Annotated in this window: 19 protein-coding genes; 4 read left to right on the forward strand and 15 right to left on the reverse strand. The window is 68.2% G+C overall.

Features of this window, described 5'->3' with window-relative positions:
- Nucleotides 1–4 precede the first annotated feature (4 nt).
- Nucleotides 5–691, reverse strand: coding sequence for an endonuclease III (gene nth / locus IL252_RS03580; RefSeq protein WP_153554100.1), 687 nt, complete (start codon nucleotides 689–691; stop codon nucleotides 5–7).
- A gap of 110 nt (nucleotides 692–801) precedes the next feature.
- Nucleotides 802–1,263: a redoxin domain-containing protein gene (locus IL252_RS03585; RefSeq protein WP_208626719.1), complete on the reverse strand. Its 462-nt coding sequence runs from the start codon at nucleotides 1,261–1,263 to the stop codon at nucleotides 802–804.
- 108 nt (nucleotides 1,264–1,371) lie between these two features.
- On the opposite strand from IL252_RS03585, the gene IL252_RS03590 reads away from it, so the two are divergent.
- Together IL252_RS03590 and IL252_RS03595 are read left to right on the forward strand one after the other, a co-directional pair.
- Nucleotides 1,372–1,905, forward strand: a complete 534-nt coding sequence (locus tag IL252_RS03590; protein WP_208626721.1) for a GNAT family N-acetyltransferase — start codon at nucleotides 1,372–1,374, stop codon at nucleotides 1,903–1,905.
- Nucleotides 1,906–1,938: 33 nt separating this feature from the next.
- Complete coding sequence (locus tag IL252_RS03595; protein WP_208626723.1) at nucleotides 1,939–3,381, forward strand: RtcB family protein; 1,443 nt, start codon at nucleotides 1,939–1,941, stop codon at nucleotides 3,379–3,381.
- Nucleotides 3,382–3,399: 18 nt separating this feature from the next.
- On the opposite strand, the gene IL252_RS03600 is transcribed toward IL252_RS03595, so the two are convergent.
- Together IL252_RS03600 and IL252_RS03605 are read right to left on the reverse strand one after the other, a co-directional pair.
- A complete protein-coding gene (locus tag IL252_RS03600; protein WP_208626724.1) occupies nucleotides 3,400–4,035 on the reverse strand; it encodes a DUF3267 domain-containing protein in 636 nt (211 codons plus the stop codon).
- 38 nt (nucleotides 4,036–4,073) lie between these two features.
- Nucleotides 4,074–5,216 (reverse strand): acyl-CoA dehydrogenase family protein, encoded by a 1,143-nt coding sequence (locus IL252_RS03605; protein ID WP_208627368.1) that lies wholly within the window; start codon nucleotides 5,214–5,216, stop codon nucleotides 4,074–4,076.
- Between the two features lie 86 nt (nucleotides 5,217–5,302).
- Here IL252_RS03605 and IL252_RS03610 point away from each other — a divergent pair, with 86 nt between their 5' ends.
- A complete protein-coding gene (locus IL252_RS03610) occupies nucleotides 5,303–6,103 on the forward strand; it encodes an RIO1 family regulatory kinase/ATPase (protein ID WP_208626726.1) in 801 nt (266 codons plus the stop codon).
- Between the two features lie 6 nt (nucleotides 6,104–6,109).
- On the opposite strand, the gene IL252_RS03615 is transcribed toward IL252_RS03610, so the two are convergent.
- Together IL252_RS03615 and IL252_RS03620 are read right to left on the reverse strand one after the other, a co-directional pair.
- The gene (locus tag IL252_RS03615) at nucleotides 6,110–6,991 is read right to left on the reverse strand and encodes a DMT family transporter (RefSeq protein WP_208626727.1); all 882 of its coding nucleotides are present in this window, start codon (nucleotides 6,989–6,991) and stop codon (nucleotides 6,110–6,112) included.
- Nucleotides 6,992–7,052: 61 nt separating this feature from the next.
- Complete coding sequence (locus IL252_RS03620) at nucleotides 7,053–7,649, reverse strand: NAD(P)/FAD-dependent oxidoreductase (protein WP_208626728.1); 597 nt, start codon at nucleotides 7,647–7,649, stop codon at nucleotides 7,053–7,055.
- 150 nt (nucleotides 7,650–7,799) lie between these two features.
- Between IL252_RS03620 and IL252_RS03625 the strand changes: the two genes are divergently transcribed.
- The gene (locus tag IL252_RS03625) at nucleotides 7,800–9,758 is read left to right on the forward strand and encodes a methyl-accepting chemotaxis protein (RefSeq protein WP_208626729.1); all 1,959 of its coding nucleotides are present in this window, start codon (nucleotides 7,800–7,802) and stop codon (nucleotides 9,756–9,758) included.
- A gap of 34 nt (nucleotides 9,759–9,792) precedes the next feature.
- Here the strand turns inward: IL252_RS03625 and IL252_RS03630 are convergent, their stop codons facing one another.
- The 9 genes from IL252_RS03630 to IL252_RS03670 form a co-directional block, all read right to left on the reverse strand.
- Complete coding sequence (locus IL252_RS03630; protein WP_208626730.1) at nucleotides 9,793–10,272, reverse strand: SRPBCC family protein; 480 nt, start codon at nucleotides 10,270–10,272, stop codon at nucleotides 9,793–9,795.
- A gap of 50 nt (nucleotides 10,273–10,322) precedes the next feature.
- Nucleotides 10,323–11,576, reverse strand: a complete 1,254-nt coding sequence (locus tag IL252_RS03635) for a Glu/Leu/Phe/Val dehydrogenase (RefSeq protein ID WP_208626731.1) — start codon at nucleotides 11,574–11,576, stop codon at nucleotides 10,323–10,325.
- A gap of 84 nt (nucleotides 11,577–11,660) precedes the next feature.
- Nucleotides 11,661–12,491, reverse strand: a complete 831-nt coding sequence (locus tag IL252_RS03640; protein WP_208626732.1) for a CoA ester lyase — start codon at nucleotides 12,489–12,491, stop codon at nucleotides 11,661–11,663.
- A gap of 107 nt (nucleotides 12,492–12,598) precedes the next feature.
- Entirely contained in the window at nucleotides 12,599–13,804 is a 1,206-nt protein-coding gene (locus IL252_RS03645; protein WP_208626733.1) for a zinc ribbon domain-containing protein, read from the reverse strand.
- Between the two features lie 42 nt (nucleotides 13,805–13,846).
- Complete coding sequence (locus tag IL252_RS03650; RefSeq protein ID WP_208626735.1) at nucleotides 13,847–14,998, reverse strand: PP2C family serine/threonine-protein phosphatase; 1,152 nt, start codon at nucleotides 14,996–14,998, stop codon at nucleotides 13,847–13,849.
- Nucleotides 14,995–16,215, reverse strand: a complete 1,221-nt coding sequence (locus tag IL252_RS03655; protein ID WP_208626737.1) for an FHA domain-containing serine/threonine-protein kinase — start codon at nucleotides 16,213–16,215, stop codon at nucleotides 14,995–14,997. Before IL252_RS03655 ends, IL252_RS03650 begins: the two co-directional genes overlap by 4 nt.
- Before the next feature lie 25 nt (nucleotides 16,216–16,240).
- Entirely contained in the window at nucleotides 16,241–17,422 is a 1,182-nt protein-coding gene (locus IL252_RS03660; protein WP_153554117.1) for a VWA domain-containing protein, read from the reverse strand.
- Nucleotides 17,423–17,483: 61 nt separating this feature from the next.
- Nucleotides 17,484–17,864, reverse strand: coding sequence for a hypothetical protein (locus IL252_RS03665; RefSeq protein WP_208626739.1), 381 nt, complete (start codon nucleotides 17,862–17,864; stop codon nucleotides 17,484–17,486).
- Complete coding sequence (locus IL252_RS03670; protein WP_208626741.1) at nucleotides 17,857–20,250, reverse strand: penicillin acylase family protein; 2,394 nt, start codon at nucleotides 20,248–20,250, stop codon at nucleotides 17,857–17,859. Before IL252_RS03670 ends, IL252_RS03665 begins: the two co-directional genes overlap by 8 nt.
- Nucleotides 20,251–20,336 lie beyond the last annotated feature (86 nt).

Here is a 20,336-nt window from a genome sequence, read left to right on the forward strand (position 1 = left end):
TCGATCACGACCAGGGCTCGCCGCTGGCGAGGTCCACGTCGCCGTCGCCCTTCTCGGACGGACAGATGTCGGCCAGCACGCAGTCGCCGCAGTCGGGATTGCGAGCGTCACACACCGCGCGGCCGTGGTCGATCAGCAGGTGCGTGAACTGCTGCCACTCCGACTCGGGGACGACCGGCATCAGGTCTTCCTCGATCGCTTCGGGGCGCTCTTCCTCGGTCAGTCCCAGCCGTCGCGTGATGCGCTGGACGTGCGTGTCGACGACGATCCCTTCGACCACGTCGTGGCCGTGCTGGAGCACGACGTTGGCCGTCTTGCGCCCCACGCCCGGCAGGTCGGTGAGTCCGTCCATCGTATCCGGCACCGCCCCGTCGTACTCCTCGACCATGATCTGGCCGGCCGCCGTGAGGTAGCCGGCCTTGTTGTTGTGGAACGTGATCCCGTAGATGTCCTCGGCCAGTTGCTCCTCGTCGGCCTCGGCGTAGTCACGGGCGGACTGGTACGTCTCGAAGAGGTCCGCGGTCACTTCGTTGACCCGTTCGTCCGTACACTGCGCCGAGAGGACGACGGCGACGAGCAGCTCCAGACGACTGGTGTAGTTCAACGAGATCGCGGAGTCGGGATACTCCTCGTGCAGTCGCTCGATGACTTCCTCGGCCTGTGCCTCCCGCGTCGCGAGCGTCGTGCCCATGGGCGTGGCTCGGTCCGGCGCGGCTTGAGCGATTCGACTCCGGCATTCGTGACGATCCCTGTGACGGCTACGGGTTCGACGAGCGGAACGCCAGTCTCGCTCTCGACAGTTCAGATCGATTCGAGCGCCGCGAGCACGTCGTCGATCGGCGGATCTGGGGCCAGATCGTCTGCGCGCCACGCGAACCGGAGGCGACAGGACCGGTCGACGCCGAACAGCGCGCGCCGGGGCCGCCAGCCGTCGGGCGTCTCCGCGAGGGCGTCGTACCGCTCGGCGAAGAATGCGTTCGGGTCCGCGAGCATCGGGAACGGGAGATCGAGGTCAGTGGCCAGCGCTTCGACAGTGTCGAGGTCCGCGATCCCGACTGCGAGCACCGAAAGCCGGTCGATCGATCGCGACCACTCGACAGCCGCGAGGTCACGAAGGAGCGCCGTCCCGGACTCGTTCGCGCCGAAGAAAGCCACCACGACCGGGGCCTCGTGGGCCGCCGCGGAGAGCCGATAGGTCTCGTCGCCGTCGGCGAGCGGTCGCGGGAGGTCGAAGTCGGGAGCGGGGTCGCCAGCGTCGAGCATACCCCGACGGAGGGGCGACCGGCACAAGAAGGCGCGGTGTGGCAGAAACGCGGTAACACGCACCACACTGGGGAAACACTCAGGTGTGTCTCACCGGTGGGTTGGCGTATGCCCGGCCCAGTGTTCATCGACGGCGACGGCGTCGAGTTGCGGACGATCGAACGCGAAGACCTCGACTTCTGTCGGCGGACGCTGAACGATCCGGCGGTCCGTCCGGGACTCGCCGCGACCGATCCCCTGACCAGCAGCGCCGAAGAGGAGTGGTACGAGCGCCACGTCGTCGAGGGAGACGACGTACACCTGCTGGTCTGTGACGACGGCGAGCCGGTCGGGACCGTCGGCCTCAACGGCGTGAACGAGACCTTCGGCAACGCGGAGCTTGGCTACTGGATCGCCCCCGACTACCACCGGAACGGCTACGCGACGGCGGCGGCCCGAGCGCTCGTCGACTACGCGTTCACCGAGCGGCGGCTCCACAAGGTGTACGCCAACGCCTTCGCGTTCAACGAGGGGTCCCAGCGCGTCCTCCAGAAGGTCGGCTTCGAGCGGGAGGGCGTCCACAGAGAGCAGGCGTTCGTCGACGGCGAGTACGTCGACGTGTACCGCTACGGCCTCCTATCACCCGATCACACGGCACCGTGAGGTTCATGCGCGCGAGCGGAGTACTCCTCGCGTATGATCGAACTGACGGGTGACCACACCACGGCTCGGGTCATGGTCGAGGACGAGTCGCTTGTCGAGGAGAACTGCCTCGACCAGATCCGGACGCTGATCGACCACCCCGCGTTCACCGAACCGGTCCGTGTGATGCCAGACACCCACTGGGGAGCCGGCGCACCGATCGGCTTCACGATGCCGCTCGGCGAGCGCATCGTCCCCAACATCGTCGGCGTCGACGTGGGCTGTGGGATGGCCGCGACGAAGCTGGGTTCGACGCTCCCGCTCTCGGACGCCGAACGCGAGCGCCGCGTGCGCGACGTGATCCCGATGGGGCAGGCCGTCCACGACTACGACGACGCGGTCCACCTGATAGAGGAGTTCCCCTTCGAGCGGGCCAACGAGGTCTTCGAGGCGTTCGCGGCCAGCTTCGAGGAGCGGTTCGGCACCGCGATCGATCCCCTGGAGTTCGACTTCGACGGCTACGACGCCGACTACTTCGAGGGGCTCTGTGAGCGGGTGCTGGCCCAGCAACGCCAGAGCATGGGCTACGTCATCCGGGGCGTCGGGACGCTGGGCGGTGGCAACCACTTCGTGGAGTTCGCTCGCGCCCAGACGACCGGGGACTACTGGCTAATCGTCCACAGCGGCTCGCGATACCTGGGCAAGTCGGTCGCCGAGTACTGGCAGGGCAAGGCGACCGAGCGACGCAACGTCGCGACGATCCGTGACTCGCTCCCCGAGGAGTACTACGACTACCTGAAGTTCGACCCCACAGCGATCTCGGATCGGGACCTCTACGAGTGGGTCACCGGCGGCAAGGGCGAGTCTCACCTCCGGAAAGACGCCATCCGCGAGGCGTTCGACGGCGGCGAGATCGAGGACGTCTTCGACCGCCTCGGCGACCTCCGGCCCGACAGCGGCGACCGCAACACCGATCTCGACTACCTGGAAGGTCGCGAAGGTCACGGCTACTACGTCGACATGCTGTTCGCCCAGCAGTACGCCCGCTGGAACCGCGCGGTCATGTCCGACCGGATCTGTGAGGCTATCGGCGTCGAGCCCGTCGAGCGCTTCCAGTCGATCCACAACTACGTCGACTTCCGCGACCTGACGATCCGCAAGGGCGCGACGCCGGCCCGCGAGGGCCAGCGACTGATCGTCCCCTTCAACATGGCCGAGGGGTCGCTGCTGGCACGCGGGCGGGGCAACGACGAGTGGCACGACACGGCCCCCCACGGCGCTGGCCGCGTGATGGGCCGGGGCGAGGCCCACCGGACCGTCGACATGGCCGACTTCGAGGCGGCGATGGAGGGCGTCTACTCCGAGTCGGTCGTCGAATCGGTGCGCGACGAAGCCCCGATGGCCTACAAGTCCGCCGACGCCATCGCCGACGCCATCGAACCGACCGCCGAGGTCGAAGACTGGCTCGACGCCGTCCACAACCTGAAGGCGAAGTGACTCGGACGCGGTCGGCAGTCACTCCTCGGGGACGAAGACGTACATGTGCCGGATGTCGGCGTCGTAGACCAGCGTCCCCGGCGGGTAGCGCTGGAGTCGCCAGGCGACGTAGAGGTCGCCGGCAGATCCCGCCGTGTTGACGAGGAAGCCGACGAAGGCGGCGAAGGCGAGCATCGGGATCGGAACGAACACCAGCGGGACCAAGAGTACGTCAAGGACGAGTAGGGGCGCGATAGCGACGAGTCGCGTCTCGTCGCGGTGCTGGAACTGGTGGAAGGCCGCCGCGTAGAACGCTCCCATCCGTGGAACGACACCGTACGACACGTCGTAGCCCTGGAACCGCAAGACGATCCCGTGGACGAGTTCGTGGAGCGCGGTCACGACGGCGACGGTCACGACAAACACGACTGTGACGACGACGGGCACCGAGATCGAGAAGCCGTCGGCGGTGGCCTCGTAGCCGAACAGCGCCGGGAGCGCGTCTCCCTGGCCGATGCGTAGCATCGAGACGGATGCGACCAGTGCAGCGGGCGTGAGGACTGCCACGAGAGCGACCACGGCGCTCATCGAATACCGAAACTCGACTGGCAGGGCGTACCCGTCGGGCGTCTCGGGCAGGAGCGTGTCGTCGAGATCGTGTTCGCTCGTGGGCATACGCTTGCGACGACAGGCGTCCGCAAAAAATGCTGTCGTTACAGCCCAAGTTCACGTCCCAGCACGAGCCGCTGGATCTCGCTGGTCCCCTCGCCGATCTCCATCAGCTTGGCGTCCCGGTAGAACCGCTGGGGCGCGAAGTCGGTGGTGTAGCCGTAGCCACCGAGCACCTGGACGGCGTCCTCGGCGACCTCCCGGCAGATCTCGCTGGCGTCGAGCTTGGCCATCGAGGAGAGTCGGCCCACGTCCTCGCCCTGATCGTACTTGGTCGCGGCCTTGTGGGTCAACAGACGGGCGCGCTCGATCTTGCGGTCCATCTCGACGAGCATGTCCCGGACGGCGTCGAACTGGCCGATGGGCTGGCCGAACTGCTCGCGCTCTTTGGCGTATTCGAGGGCGGCTTCGAACGCGCCCTGTGCCAGTCCGACCGAGAGGGCGGCGATGGAGATACGCCCGCCGTCCAGCGTCTTCTTCGTCTGCTCCCAGCCGTCGCCGGGCTCGCCCAGGAGCCGGTCCGCCGGAATCCGGCAGTCGTCGAAGCGGATCTCACAGGTCGGGGACGCGTTCAGCCCCATCTTCTCCCACTCCGTCGTCACTTCGAACCCGTCGTCGGCCTCGGGATCGACGAGAAAGGTCGAGATGCCGTCGTAGCCCGCACCCGGTTCGGTGACGGCCTTGACGACGAGCGAGCCAGCGACCGAGGCGTTGGTGATGAACTGCTTGGTACCGTCGAGCACCCACGCGTCGCCCGCTCTGGTCGCGGTCGTGCTCATGTCGCTGGCGTCGCTCCCGCTCTCTGGCTCGGTCAGCGCCCAGCCCCCCAGGTACTCGCCCTCGGCTAGGGGCCGGAGCCAGCGCTCGCGCTGTTGGTCCGTGCCGAACAACTCGATCGGCTTCGAGGCCAGCGAGACGTGGGCGGCGTAAGAGAGCCCGATCGAGCCGGACACCCGACCCAGTTCCTCGGTCACGAGGGCGTACATGAGCTGGTCGCCGCCCAGTCCGCCCCACTCCTCGTCGATGGGGACCCCCATCACGTCGAGTTCGGCCAGCTGATCGAAGATCTCGGCGGGGAAGCGGTGCTCGTCCTCGATCTCCTGGGCGATGGGTTCGATCTCGGCCGCACAGAACTCCCGGACCGAATCGCGAATCATCCGGTGTTCGTCTGGGAGGGTAAAGTCCATGTCGCCGCCTTCGAGGCGAGCGAACATATAGCATGGTGACGGCTGGCGTCAGAACCGCTTTGAGTGTGGCCCCCCTCAGTACGCTCATGGCGTTTCGACGGTTCCTGCGCGGTCGCGTCCCCTGGGAGACCCTGGAGGGCGTCGCCGGGGAGATGTGCGAGCGGTACGACGAGCCGTCGGTTCGCGTCGAGTTCCTCGACGCGGACAACTGGCTGTCGACCCCGATGGCCGTCGACGATCGCTGGTTCGTGAAGCTGATCACCGAGCAAAACTCCCTGGTCCACGCGCTGTTGACCGCCGGCCGGAACCTCGGGGCCTTCTCCTCGGGGACCGAAGGCTTCTTCGAGCACTTCGGGACGCCCTACGAGATGGCCGACCACGAGCTGGCGGCGACCCGAACCATGCGCGAGCTGGGAGTGAACGCGCCCGAGCCGATCGAGGCCTTCGAGTACGAGGGCCACGGGGTGCTCGTACTGGAGTACATCCCCGACTTCGCCGTCCTCGAAGAGCTGTCGGACGAGACCGCGAGCGACCTCGCACCGGCCGTCTTCGACTTCCTCCACCGGATGCACGACGCGGGGCTCGCACACGGGGACTTCCGAGCCGAGAACGTCCTCGTCGCCGACGGCGAACTGTACTTCATCGACGCGACGAACGTCCGTGACGGTGCGATCGACGACGCCCGATCCTACGATCTCGCGTGTGCCCTGGGTGCGTTGACGCCCCTGACCGGCGGGCGGCGGGCCGTCGACGCGGCCGCCGACCACTACACGCCCGCAGAGTTGCTCGCGGCCCGCGAGTTCCTCGATTTCGTCAACATCCGACCGGACCACGACTTCGAGGCCGCCGGACTCAAAGGTGAGATCGAGAAACTCGCAGAGCAGTAGCGGCGATCACTCCGACGACCGCGCGGTCAGCGTGATCCCGGCCAGGACGACCGCTCCGCCCGCGACGGTCCACGACGACGGCACTTCCGTGAGCAAGAGCAACGCCAAGAGCGCGCTGCCCAGCGGTTCGCCAAGCAGTGTCACGCTGACCAAGCTCGATTCGACGTGGGCCAGCGACCAGTTCACGAGCGTGTGCCCGAGGATGCCGGGACCGACGGCCATGCCGAGAAAGAGGAGCCACTCCCGGCTCTCGTAGCCCGTCAGCGGGAGGCCCTGTGCGAGGACGACCGCCAGCAGCGCCAGCGCGGCGACGCCGTAGACGACGGTGACGTAGGGGAGCAGGGGGAGTCGCTGCCGCAGCGACCGGCCGGCGAGGACGTAGCCGGCGGCCATCAGCCCGCCGACCAGCGCGAGGGCGTTGCCGTACAGCGGTCGTGGGCCGACGGCCGTCCCGCCCAGCAGGTCCCCGAGCGACATGACGACGATCCCGCCGATCGCGACGACGACTCCCAGAACCGTCCGCCCGGTCACGCGCTCGTTCAGGAGGAGCCACGCGCCCGTGACGACGAAGATCGGCTGGGACTGGACGAGCGTGACGCTGGCGGCGACGCTAGTCCACGAGAGACTCTCGAACCAGGTCGCGAAGTGCGCGGCCAGCGCCACCCCGGTGAGGCCGGCGGCCAGCAGGTGCCGTCCGGAGAGGTCGCCGAGCGCGTCGGCGTGGCGAGCGAGCAAGAGGGGAGCCAGCAGCGCGGTCGTCAGCAGAACCCGGTAGAACGCGGCGACGACCGGCGGGGCCGTACTCCAGCGGACCAGGATCGCGCTCGTGCTGATCGCGACGACCGCGACGGCGAGCGCGAGACGCGGCCGGGCAACACTGTCGCTCACGGCCGTACGTGGAACAGCGATGGCTTGAACGCTGGGAAGTCGGCGAGACGGTACCCGGCCGTTACTCGGCGTCGGCCGGCACGTCGAAGTCGTGGAAGTGCTCGCCTTTCTCTTTCGAGAGGATGTTCAGCGCCGCCGCCGCGCCGTCGCCAGCCGAGATGACCGCCTGCCACTCTTCCGCTCGGACCATCGCGCCGGTGGCGTAGGCGTCTTCGATGCTGGTCTCCATCGAGACCGTCACGTCGACGGTGTCCTCGTCGGTGAACGCACAGCCCAGCGAGTCGGCCAGCGACCGGTCCGCGCCGGTCGCGAGCACGAGGTAGCGCCCTTCGACGGTCTGGTCGCCCCCGGTCTGGTCGCCGGCCTCGCCGGCCTCGGACACCGCTTCGGTCGTCACCGCGAACCCCTCGGCGGTCTCTTCGACGGCCGTCACTGCCTCGTCTCGCAGCGTGACGCCGAACTCCTCGACCTGCTCGCGAGACTGGGCGACGAACTCGGAGCCGTCCATCGAGTCGATGCCGAGGTAGTTGAACAGGTGTGCCTTGTGCATCCACGTCTCGTCGGTGTCGAAGACCACAGTGTCGAGACCGTTCTTCTCGGTGAACAGGGCACCACTCAGGCCGGCGGGGCCGCCGCCGACGATGACAACGTCGTGCATAGGCAGGAGTTCGCAACAGTGACATAAATAACTCCGGCGACACCGGCGTAACCGGGTGTGCTGAGAGAAACGGTCGGAAACGACCCGCCCGATTATTGGCGCTGATAGCGCGGCCACATCGTTTTTGCTGTCATCTCCCCACGGTCAGCTATGGCGGACATCGCAGCGGGGCCAGACCAGAACCACAGTCGACGAAGTTGGGGAGCGACGCTCCGAGAGTTCGTCGAGTACATTCCGAGCGGCGACACGATTCCCGACGAAACGTGGCGTGGACGCCACCGAAACATCCTCCTCTTGCTGGTGGCACACGTGCCCTTCCTGCTGGCACTCGGTCTCGCCGACGGAACGGAGTCGATGGTGACGGGCGCGCAGTTGCCCGAGATCCCAGTGACGAACGTCCTCGCGGAAGTCGGCGTCGTCGTCACGCTGGCGATCGTGGCGTGGCTGCCGCTGTTCAAGCGGCGAACTCGGACCGCGCTCGCGACGCTGGGGCTCGTGACGACCTCGGGATTCCTGGTCCACTTCTCGGGAGGGTACATCGAGGCGCACTTCCACTTTTTCGTCGTGATGGCCGTCGTGGCCGTCTACGAGGACTGGCTCCCCTTCGTCCTGGGGATCGGTTACGTCACACTCCAGCACGGCTACTTCGGCATGATCGATCCGAGCCGGGTGTACAACCACGCTGCCGCGATCAACAACCCGTGGGCCTGGGCGTTCATCCACGCCGCGTTCGTCCTGGGCCTGGCCGGCGCGCTGATGGCACACTGGTACTCGACCGAGCGGTCCCGAGAGCAGGCCCAGGAGCAGCTTCAACAGGCCCGCGCCAAGACCGAAGAGGTCGAGGATCTGGAGGCCAAGCAGGCGGAGATCGAGCGTGCGAAAGCCGAGGCCGAGGAGGCGAAAGCCGAGGCAGAGGCCAAACGCGAAGAGGTCGAACAGCTGTACGAGCGACTGGAGGCCGACGCCGACGACTGCAGCGCAGCGATGGCACGAGCGGCAAACGGCGACCTCACCGTGCGCCTCGAAACCGACAGCGACAGCGAAGCGATGGCCCAGATCGCGGCGTCGTTCAACGAGATGATCGCAGAGACGGAAGCGACGATGCAGGAGATCCAGTCGTTCGCCCAGGAAGTCGCGGACGCCAGCATGCAAGCAAACGCCAGCGCCGACGAGGTCAAACAGGCCAGCGAGGGCATGAGCGGTTCGATACAGGAGATTGCGAGCGGCGCGAGCGAACAACGCGAGCGGCTCGCAAGCGTCGCCGACGAGATGACCGACCTCTCGGCGACGGTCGAGGAGGTGGCCGCGTCGGCCGAGACGGTCGCCGACAGATCGCGCGAGACCGCCGAGATCGCCGAGGCTGGTGAGACGACCGCACAGCAGGCGATCGAGAACGCACGCGAAGTTCAGGCCGCCATCGACGAGACGGTCGACAACGTCGAACTCCTCGACGAGCAGATGGCCGAGATCAGCGAGATCGTCGAGCTGATCGGCGACATCGCCGAGCAGACGAACATGCTGGCGCTCAACGCCAACATCGAGGCTGCTCGTGCCGGCGGCGAGAGCGGGACCGGTGGCGGCGAGGGGTTCGCCGTCGTCGCCAACGAGGTCAAGCAACTGGCCGAGGAGACCCAGGAGTCGGCCGCCGAGATCGAACAGCGGATCGAGCGGACCCAGAGCCAGACCGACGCGACCGTCGAAACGGCCCGCAGCGCCGAAGCGGACATGCAGGCGGAGGTCGAGGCCGTCGAAGCTGTCGCCGACTCGTTCCGGCAGGTCGCCGAAAACGCCGAGAAGACCGACGACGGCATCCAGCAGATCAGCGAGACGGCTGACGATCAGGCGGCAAGCACCGAGGAAGCCGTCTCGATGGTCGAAGCGGTCGCAGACATCAGCGAGTCGACGGCAGACGAGACCGAGAGCGCGTCCGCGGCGGCCCAGCAACAGGCCGCGTCGATGAACCAGGTCAGCACCAGCGTCGAGGCCCTCAGCGAGCAGGCCGAGCGCCTCCAGACGCTCCTGGCGAAGTTCGAGGTGAACGCGACGGCGACGGACGGCGGGGCCGACCCAGGAACGGGCGACTGCGATCGCGACGCTGGCCGCCGCTGACGCGGGCACTCCGTTCGAGAGCGATCTGCGGCGGCTACTCTAACAGCTGCTTCGTGGTCCGGTGTCGGTACCGGAACATCGGCTCGAAGCCGACGTAGGCGAAGGGACCGATCGCTTTGCCGAGCGGGCCACCGGGGAACTGGTACTCGATCCGATCGTGGACCAGCGTCGCGTCGCCCTCCGCGACGAACCGGTGGGTGTGCAGCCAGTGGGCGAAGGGTCCCTCGGTCATGTGGTCGCGGAACATCGCGTGCTCGTCGCTCTCTTCGCGGGCGACGATCTCGGAGGTCCAGGTCTGGCGCGGTCCGACACCCAGCGGCCGGACCGACGAGACGATGACGGACCCTTCCGTGAGCACGTCGGGGTCCGGTTCGCCGTCGGGGCCGCGTGACTCCTCGATGACGAGGTTCATCCAGTCCGGCGTCAGGGCTTCCAGCCCGTCCCCGGTCGAGTGAAACTCCCACACGTCTGCCAGTGGCGCATCGACGCGAACCGATCGCTCGTAGACGCTCATGTGATGCCCTAGGCGGGCAGTAGTGAAAAGCGAGTGGTCCGAGACAGCCCTCAGGGCCAGGTCCCGGCTTCCGTGGCCGCGCGGTGGACCCGCTCGATAGCGACGGCGTACATCGCGGTCCGCAGCGTCGGCGCGTCGGTCGCCTCGTGTCGCTCGATCAGGGCATCGAACGCCGACGTGATCACGGTCTCCAGTTCGTCGTTGACCCGCTCCAGCGACCACGAGAAGCGCTGTCGGTTCTGGACCCACTCGAAGTACGACACCGTGACGCCGCCAGCGTTGGCGAGGATGTCGGGGAAAACGGCGACCTCGCGGTCTGCCAGTACGTCGTCGGCGTCGGGGGTCAGCGGACCGTTCGCGGCCTCGACAATCACGTCTGCGCGTACGTCACGCGCGATGGCGGCGTCGATGGCGTTTTCCAGGGCCGCCGGCACGAGCAGATCCACGTCCAGCGTGAGCAACTCGCGGTTGCTCAGCTCCTCGCTGGCTCCCTCGAAGCCCGTCACCGAGCCGGTTTCGCGCTTGAACGACTTGGCCGCGCTGGTGTCGATCCCCGACGAGTCGTACACCGCCCCCGAGGAGTCAGAGACCGCGACGACGGTCCCGCCCTGCTGGGCGATCAGTTCGGCCGCGACGGAGCCCGCGTTGCCGTAGCCCTGGACCGCGACGGTGGCGTCGGCAATGTCCCCGCCGAGGTAGTCGAAGGCCTCGCGAGCGACGATCGCGACCGACCGGCCCGTCGCCTCGACGCGGCCCTCGCTGCCGCCGGACTCGATCGCCTTGCCGGTGACGACGCCGGGCGCAGTCGTGTTCTCCAGGGTCTCGTAGGTGTCTTTGAGCCAGTTCATCTCGCGCTGGCCCGTGTTCACGTCGGGCGCTGGCACGTCCCGGTCCTCGCCGATCAGCGGCCGCAGTTCCGTCGCGAACGCGCGGGTGATGCGCTCGACCTCGCTGTCGGAGTAGTCGCTGGGATCGAAGGCGATCCCGCCCTTGCCGCCGCCGTAGGGGATGTCGACGGCGGCGCATTTGTACACCATCCACCCCGAGAGGGCCGTGACCTCCTCGCGAGAGACCTGCGGGTGATAGCGGATTCCGCCCTTGTACGGGCCGCGGTCGCCGTTGAACTGCGACCGGAAGGCGCGAAACGTCTCGATCGAGCCGTCGTCCAGCTCGACCGACAGCGTCGTTTCGAGGACTCGTTCCGGCCGCTTGAGGCGTTCGAGCGCGTCGTCGGGGACCGCGACGAACGCCGCGGCGTCGTCGATCTGCTCCTGGAGGCTCTCGAAGGGATTGACCTCGGACATGCCGAGAGTGACGGCCAGTAGGCGCAAAAGTGTGACGGCAGTTGACGCGCCACACACCTCACCTGGCGGTGCCAGCCGACGGGATCACTCCGCTGCCCGCGCCAGGATGCGCTCGGCCTGGCGAACCTGTGGCGCGTCGATCATCTCACCGTCGACGACGAACACGCCACGCCCCCGCTCGTCGGCCGCCTCGCTGGCCTCGATGATCCGGCGCGCCCAGGCGATGGCCTCGTCGTCCGGCGTGAACGCCGCGTTGACGACCGGGACCTGCGCCGGATGAATCACCATCTTGCCGTCGTAGCCCAGCCGTCGGGCCTCCGTGGCCGCCTCGCGCAGTCCCGCCTCGTCCTCGTACGCCGGGTAGTGGGTGTCGATCGCGTCGACGCCCGCCGCACGTGCCGCCAGTAGTGCGTGCTGGCGCGCGTGGGCGACCTCGCGACCGCTCTCGGTCCGGGTCGCTCCGAGATCGCCCGCCAGATCCTCGGCACCGAACAGGAGCGCGTCGGTCGCGTCGGCGGCGGCGATCGCCTCGGCGTGGAGGACGCCAGCGGCCGACTCGACGAGTGCCAGGACCGGGACGCTCGCGTCGCGTTCGGCGAGCATCCCGGCCAGCGTCTCGACGGCGTTGGCGTCCGGGACCTTCGGAGCCATCACGCTGTCGGGCTCGCCACCCGACAGGACGACCGAGAGATCCCTGGCCGCGCCGTCGTCGACCGGGTTGACCCGCACGCACAGTTCACACGTCGACTCGACCGTCGCCAGCACGTCACGGACCGCCTCCCGTGCGGCCTGCTTCCGGTCGGGAACGACGGCGTCTTCCAGATCGAAGACGACGACATCGGCCTCGCTGTCGGCCGCCTTCCGTAGTTTCTCGGGCTGGTCACCGGGGGCAAAGAGGACGCTCCGTCGAGCCATATCGACGCTTCGACGGCCAGCCACGTAACTGTCTGGCACGCTGTCGGAGCGCCACCGAACTTAGTCGCTGCTCGTAGACCACCAGAAAAAGACCGCTCGCTCCGCCGTCAGGGCGTCTCGACGTCGAGCGAGACCACGTCCGACAGGCGGAGTTCGTCGCCGGGACCGATCGGCTCTCGATCGCCCTTCGACAGCCGAGTGCCGTTGAGTTCGGTGGGATTGTCGCCGAGATCGACCACGTAGAACTGGTCGTCTTCGCGCACGAAGCGGACGTGTTCGCGGTGGATCAGCACGGACGTGTCGTCGTCCTCCCCGGCGTCGGCCAGCAGCGACCGGATCTCTCGACCGACGGTCTCGTCGTCGCCGACGACGACGGACTGCCCGTACGCAGAGAGTGCGAGTCGAGACGGGGCGACGGTCCCGCTCGCGTCGCTCCCGCGGTGGGCGTCCAGGTCCTCGCCACACGACGCACAGAAGGCGTCGTCGGGCTCGACGTCGCTCCCACAGCCGGGACAGGCGTCGAGGGTCGTCTCGTCTGCGCCGCGGTGGGCGTCCAGATCCTCGCCACACGACGCACAGAAGGCGTCGTCGGGACCCACGTCGCCGCCACACTCCGGACAGGCGTCGAGGGTCGTCTCGTCCTCGTCTTCGTCTTCGTCGGCGGTGCGGTGGGCGTCCAGATCCGCACCACAGCCCGGACAGAAGGCGTCGGACGGATCGACGGCGGTGTCACACTCGGGGCAGCTTCCCAGCGTCGCCGTCTCGTCGAGCTCGCTCGTCTCCGCGTCCTCCTCGTCGACGGCGTCGTCCACGGTGTCGGCGGGCTCGCTCGTCTCCGCATCCTCCTCGTCGACGGCGTCGTCCACGGTGTCGGCGGGCTCGCTCGTCTCCGCATCCCCCTCGTCGACGGCGTCGTCCGGTTCCGGCGCGTCGTCGGCGTCCTCGGCGCTCGGGCGCCCTGGCTCGTCTGTCGCCGTGTCGGTCGGCTCGTCCGCGGTGTCTGCGGACTCGCTCGCCGCGTCGTCGTCGCCCAGCGGCGAGTCGTCCGGCTCGGCGTCTGGCTGGGAGTCGGTCGGATCTTCGAGATCCAGCTCGTCGTCGTCACCGAACAGCGGGTTGTCGCTGACGGCGTCGCCCTCCGGGTCGTCCTCCCCCGTCTCGGCCTCGGGCTCGTCGTCCGTGGCCGCCTCGATCTCCCCGTCGTACTGCCACTCGCCACACTCCGAGTTGGTACACCACCCCCCTGCAGCGGTCGGATCGAACGCTTCGCCACACAGCGGACATTCGACCGACCTACTGGTACTTTCTGACATACGTGTTCGATCAGTCTACCTACGGATAAAAAATAGTTTTCCTCAGGGCGTTTCTCCTTCCTCCGGGAGCAGAACCGTCTCACGGTCCTCGACGGGTTCCGTCGCCAGCGCGCGGGTCAGCGGTCGATGCTCCGGTGTCGCCGGGAGCGCCGGGTCCTGCAAGAACAGCGTCGAGAGGTTGTCCTTCCCGCCCCGGTCGTTGGCCATCTCGACGAGCGCCTCGCTGGCCGCGGCCAGCGACTCCGCCGTCAGGACGTACTCTCTGATCTCCTCGTCCGTGACGACGGCGTCGAGGACGCGCTGGGCCGCCGCCTCCGAGCGGTCCGACTCGACGTACTCGTCGTACAGTTCCGGGGCGTCGGTCTGGGCGTCGATGAGCCCGTCGCTGGTGACCAGCAACACGTCCTCGGCGTACAGCGGGACGACGTTGCTGTCGACCGCGACCGTCGCAGCGTCCGGGTCCTGGTCGGCCCCGCCGCCCAGTGCGCGAGTGATCTCGTTGCCGCGAGGGTGGACGTGGGCAGCCACGTCGTCGATCTCGCCGCGATCGCGGAGTTCGGCGACGACACCGTGGTCCCTGGTCAGCAGTTCGATCGTCTCACGCGCCTCGTTGAGCAGGTACGCGCGGCTGTCGCCGACCCAGGCGTAGTAACACCGACCGCCGAAACAGAGGCCGGCGACGACGGTCGTGTACGCTCGGTTGCCGGTCTCGTTCGTGTAGCGGACGATCTCGCGGTGGGCAGTCGTGATGGCCGCCTCCAGCGCGCTCTGGATCTCGGCCGGCGTCGGCGGGTCGGTCGCGACCGCATCGGGCAGGGTCACGTCGAACGCCGCCGGGTTGCTCCGGAGGGCACGACTCGCAACTGCCTGCAGTTCGGTCGTGATCGTCGTCGTGGCGATGTAAGAAGCCACGTCGCCGGCCTCGTACCCGCCCGCACCGTCGGCGAGGACGAAGGTAGCGACGCTGCGGTTCCGTGGCTCCGATCGCTCCTCGGACGCCACTCCCGTCTCGTCGCTTGCCGCCTCGGCGTCGGTGCCGTCGTGGGCATCGTCCGGCCGGCCGTCGACCTCCTCCGAGCGGTCGACGAGGCCGTCGCGGTGGCCCTGTTCGATCACGTCGACCGCGAGACTGTCCTCGTTGATCCCGCTGGACCGCTTGCGTTCGCCGATGTCGTAGTTCGTCGCGTAGATCATGTCTGAGAGACGTTGAACTCGAATGTCGTCCCGTAGCTCGGGTGGACGAGCGCGATGAGGTCGCCATCCCCGAGCGCGTGCTCGCTGGGCGGGTCCTCGCCGTTTCGGTCGGTCGGATCGCCGCCACGCGCTTCCAGTAGCTCTTTGCCGCCGGGCTGGAGGAGTCGCTGCCAGCCGGTCTGAGTGTTGACGTAGGTCCCGTTGAGGCTGTGATCCTCCAGTCGCCAGATCGCCTCGTCGTTGCTCGTATCGAAGCGAACGTGGATCGGCGAGACGTGCTCGTCGGCGTCTTCGAGCGTGATCGACGGCGTCGTCGCGCCGCCGTCCCGGCCGATCGTGTCGCCGGGGTGGATGGTGAACGACCGGTCTTCGCCCAGCGCCTCCAGGCTCGCCTGTGGCGGCGGGCTGGGGTCTTTGGCCTCTAGCACGTACTTCATCGAGGTCGCGTTGGGGTAGCGGTCCCGGTAGTCGGTCTGTGTCGCGCGAGCGATGATCTCCGCGAGGTACGTCGGGCAGTCGACGCCGAAGTCCCGGGGGTCGACGCCGTCTTTCTTCGGGACGGTTCCCTTCAGCAAGAACAGGAGGATCTTCCCGATCGAGTACACGTCCGACCACGGACCCTGTCCGTCCTCGGCGTCGCTGGCTTCGGCGATCTCTCGGGGTTTGTACGGTCCGAGAATCGTCGTTCCGGCGTCGTCGGCGTCGGTCCCGTCGAACCCCGTCGCCGTGTTGAAGTCGATCAGGATCGGGTGGTCCTGTCCGGCGAGCATGATGTTGTCGGGCTTGAGGTCCCGGTAGACGATGTCGTTCTCGTGGAGGAAGCTCATCGCGTCACAGAGCCCGATCCCGACCCGCCGGACCTCCGCGGGATCGAGCGGCCCGACCTGGTCGATGGCGTCGTCCAGTTCGTAACCGTCGACGAACTGGACGACCAGCACCGGGGTGTCGCCCTCGTCGGTGCGCTCGATCAGGTCCATCACGTTGTCGTTGCCTCCCGCCGCCCGGACGGTTTCGAGCGCGTCGGCCTCTTTCAGGAAGTACTGCTCGATCACGTCACGGTCGTTGCTGGAGCCGGCGTAGTTTGGGACCTTCACCGCGACCGTGTCGCCGCTGTCCTCGTCGATCGCCTCGTAGGCGACCGCGAAGCCGCCGCTGCCGGCCTCGCCCTGAACGCGATACTGGCCGGCGACGAGGTCGCCCGCCTCGAACGTCGTCATCGAGTCTCACCGCCGACGCGGGCCATCACTGGATGCCGTCGTCGCTGTCGACGATCTGGGTCGCCTGGCTCTGTTCGGCACGACCGCCCTCTTTGACGATCTCGGTCTGGCGCTCGGCCTCTTCGACGGCGTCGGCGTCCTCGCCGTGGATCACCGTCATCTGCTCGACTTTCGTCTCGGCGGCCTCGACGTTGCCCTTGCCAAGCTCCGTCCGGATGACGGTCTGTTTGTGGTCGATGTCGACGGACTCGTTGTGCTCGGCCAATTTCTCCTGTTCGTCCGTGTACTCGACGGCGATCTGGTCGCTCGCAGTGTCGCCGCGGGCCGAGAGCTGTACGTCTGCGAGCACCTCCTCGCTGCCGGGCTCGCGGGGCGGCGCGTGGATCTTGAGGACGACCCGCTGGCTCTCCCGTTCGATCAGGTCGGGGAGCTTGATGCGGGTGGCGTTTGCCTCCCACTCGGGCGAGACTTCCTGGGCCTGCGGGAGCGCGCGATACACCTCGCTGACCTCGACGCCGGGAGCAACGTCGAGATCGAGGTGGGCGTCCGGCGCGACGACCGAGCCGGCCTGCTCGACGGCCTCGCCGAAGAAGTCCTCGATGTCGCCGGGCGCTTCGAGGTGAGTCCACGTCCCGCGCCCGACCGTCCCGAGCGTCCGGATCGTGTCCTCGTTGTAGTCGGTCCCGATCCCGGCCGACTGGATCCGGATCCCGGCGTCGTCGATGGCTTCGGCCAGTCCCTCGAACTCGTCGGGCGTGCGTTCGTTGTCCTTGCCGTCCGAGAGCAAGAGGAGTCGCTTGACCGTGTCGGGGCCGGTCGCGGAGGACGACAGCGTCTCCTTGGCGGCCTTGAGCCCGTTGTACATGTCGGTGCCGCCGCCGGCAGTCAGCTCCTCGACGTGGTCCATCGCGGTCTGGCGATCGAGATCCGACCACCGTGTCGCGGGCAGGATCACCGTCGCCTCAGTGTCGAACGCGACGATACTCACGTAGTCCTCGTCGGCCAGCAGCCCGAAGACCCACGCAGCGCCGTCGCGAGCGCGTTTGATGTTGTCTCCCTCCATCGACCCGCTCGTGTCGATACAGAGAGCGATGTGGCGTCGCACGTCGGTCTCCTGTTCCCCCGGCTCGACGTCGATTTCGGCGGTCACGGTCGTGCCGTCGGCCGGCACGTTCGGCCGATTGACGCTCGTATCGATAGATGCCATGGGTGACAGTAGCTCGCGACTCGTATGTATAAATTGTGCCTGTCGGCCGACAAAACAATAGCTAATCGCCGGCCGTCGCGTCGGGAACCAGTCCGCGGACGGTCGCGCCGAGGGGCGCGGCGACGACCGGTACGACCACCGGCACGAGGCCGAGGACACCCATTCGGAGCGTGGCCACGAGCGAGCCGCCGAGCGCGAGTTCGAACGCGAAGAGGGCGACGACCGCGATCCCGAAGCCGAGTCCGGCGAGGACGGCACGCCGGAGCGTCGGCCACGCCAGACCCACGAGAGCCCCGCCCGCGAGGAGACCGCTCCAGTGGACCGTCGCGAGCAACGCCCCCACCGTCCCCGCGAGCACCGTCGCACGCCAGCGGTCCGTCGGGTCCGTCTGGAGCCGCCAGAGCCGATCCGGGAGCCCGGGGACACCGCCGTCGTCACGCACTGTCGCCACCTCCCGGCCGGAATCGAATCGAGGGCGATCCCGTCAGACTGGGAGTCAGCGGCGAGTACTCGCCGTCGGCCCACGCACGGAGCTGGTCGGCGTAGTGATCCGAGAAGTAGTCGCCGTCGTTGCCCCCCGGCAGCACCGACAGCGAGCGCTCGCCGTCGAACCGCGCGAGCAGTCGGTAGCTGCTGCCGACGCCCGACTCGACGCGGACGTTCCGCAGCGTCGCGGGCGATCCGTCGGTGGGGTATTCGGGGTAGTTCAGGAAGCCCAGATCGAAGGGGTGGTCGATCGCCGTTCGGTTGTAGTCGCCGTATCGTTCGTACCCTTCGGCGTCGATCTCGGCGGCGGTGTCGGCCACGGCAGCGGCGAGGAGCGACTCGCGTTCGCGGGGCTCGCCGATCGGCGGATCACGGAACCACGGATCGTCGGCGTCGAGGTGCAACAGGACCCAGTCGTTCGGAACGAGTTCTCGGTCGAGCCCAGCAGCGTCGAAGAGCGGCCCGAACACCCGCTGGCGGTAGTGATCGAGAAAGAGCGCGAAGACCAGCGCCGCCCGCGAGTCCCGGACCATGCGGAAGTCCCAGTCGACGAGTTCGTCGGCCAGCGAGCGGGCACGGTCGGTCATAGCCGGCCGTGCGGCCAGGATCTCTGGGACGAAGAGCGCCGCCCGGCGGTCGTAGCTGTCGAGCTGGAGCGCCCGGCTGTCGGCCGGGGTCAGGGGTGTGTCGGCCGCCACGAGTTCGTCGAGCTGATCGTAGAGCCGCTGGCCGCGCCAGGGTGCGGAATACCCATCCGAGAGGTAGTACTCGCTGGCGGCGTCGGCGACGACGCGCTGGTTCGCCGTCGCCAGCAGTGCGGGGTCGTCGGCGTGGGGTTTGTCTTCGAAGGGGATCCAGCCGTCGCTCTCGAAGTCGGGCTGACCGTAGGGTTCGTAGCCCGCCCACTCGCCCTCCTGTGCGGACCCGTCGAAGATCCTGTCTCCGGCGACCGCTTCGCCGTCGGTCCGCCTGATCGGCACCAGGCCGGTGACGTGATAGTGAGTGTTCCCGTCCCGGTCGGCGTAGACGGCGTTCTGGGTGGGCTGGTCGAACATCGAGAGGGCCGCGACGGCCTCGTCCCGGCCGTCGCTCCGGTTGAGGCCGCGGACGGCCCTCGCGGTTCGGCCGGCCGTGAGTCCGGTCCAGGCGACGCCGACGCGCTGGCCCCGCCGTTCGAGGAGCGGCCCGTGGACCGTCTTCCTGACGGTCACCTCGCGGTCCCTGCCGCCACTGACCGCGACGGTCTCGGTGCGGGTGTCGAACGACCGCCACTCGTCGCCGTAGCGGTACTGTTCGCCGTCGATCTCGTAGTCGTACACGTCAAGCACGTCCAGACCGGCGTTGGTGAACCCCCACGCGCCCGCGTCGTTCTCGCCGATGACGACGAACGGCTGACCGGGGAACGTGACGCCGCTGACGGAGTGGTCCGGCAGTTCGTGGTGCATCTCGTACCACACGGGCGGCGCGAGCAGTGTCAGGTGCGGGTCGTTGGCCAGCAGGGGCAGCCCGCTCTCGGTGTGTTCGCCGCCGACGACCCAGCTGTTCGAGCCGACGCCGTCGGGCCACTCGAACCCCGCGAGCCAGCCGGCGAGATCGCCCGCACCGCTCCCTCCGGCGGACCCGGCTGTCCCGTCGGCGAAGGACACGTCGGGCCGGCGCGAGCGGAGGATCGCGGCGTCGTGATCGTACCGACGCGGGGCGATACGGTCGGCCGTCTCGGCCCCGAACGCGTCGGCGATCGTCGCCCGCCGGAGCGACGTGAAGTCGCCAGTCAGCCCCCACGAGATCTGTTTCTGAATCAGCATGCTGTCGACGGGCGTCCAGGGTTCGGGCTCGTAGCCCAGCAGCCGGAATTCGAGCGGGTCGGATCGACGCCGCCGGAACGCGTTCACGCCCGCCGCGTGGGCCGCTACCGCCTCGCCCGCCGGCGTTCCCGACAGCAACTCCCAGTTGGCCTCGGCCGCGGCGGCGAAGTCCATCTGTCGATGGAACAGGTCGCTCTCGACGGTCTGTTCGCCGACGGCGGCCGACAGTTCGCCCCGCATCCGACGGCGGATCAGATCCATCTGGAAGAGTCGATCCGCCGCGTGGACGTAGCCCACCGCGAAGTAGAGGCTGTCCTCGTCGTCGGCCGCGATCGTCGGGACACCCTGGTCGTCGTACCGTACCGTCGCTTCCCCGTACGGTGTCGCGACGGTCTCCGGAACCGAGTCGGTCGCCGCGTCCCAGACATCGCCGCTCAGCGGTGCGAACCGGTCGAGGCCGCTCCGGAGCGGCTCGACGACCGACGCACCGACGCCACCGGCGAGCAGGGCCGCGACGAGTGTGCGTCTCGTTGGCACGGCCGTACAACGTGAGCGACTGGTAAGAACTTTGCCGCGAGGCCGGACGGCAGCCGCCGCGGCGCTCGGTAGTGTCCCGCTCGACA

This window comes from Halomicrobium sp. IBSBa, from assembly GCF_017612575.1.
In the GTDB taxonomy this organism is placed as follows: Archaea; Halobacteriota; Halobacteria; order Halobacteriales; family Haloarculaceae; genus Halomicrobium.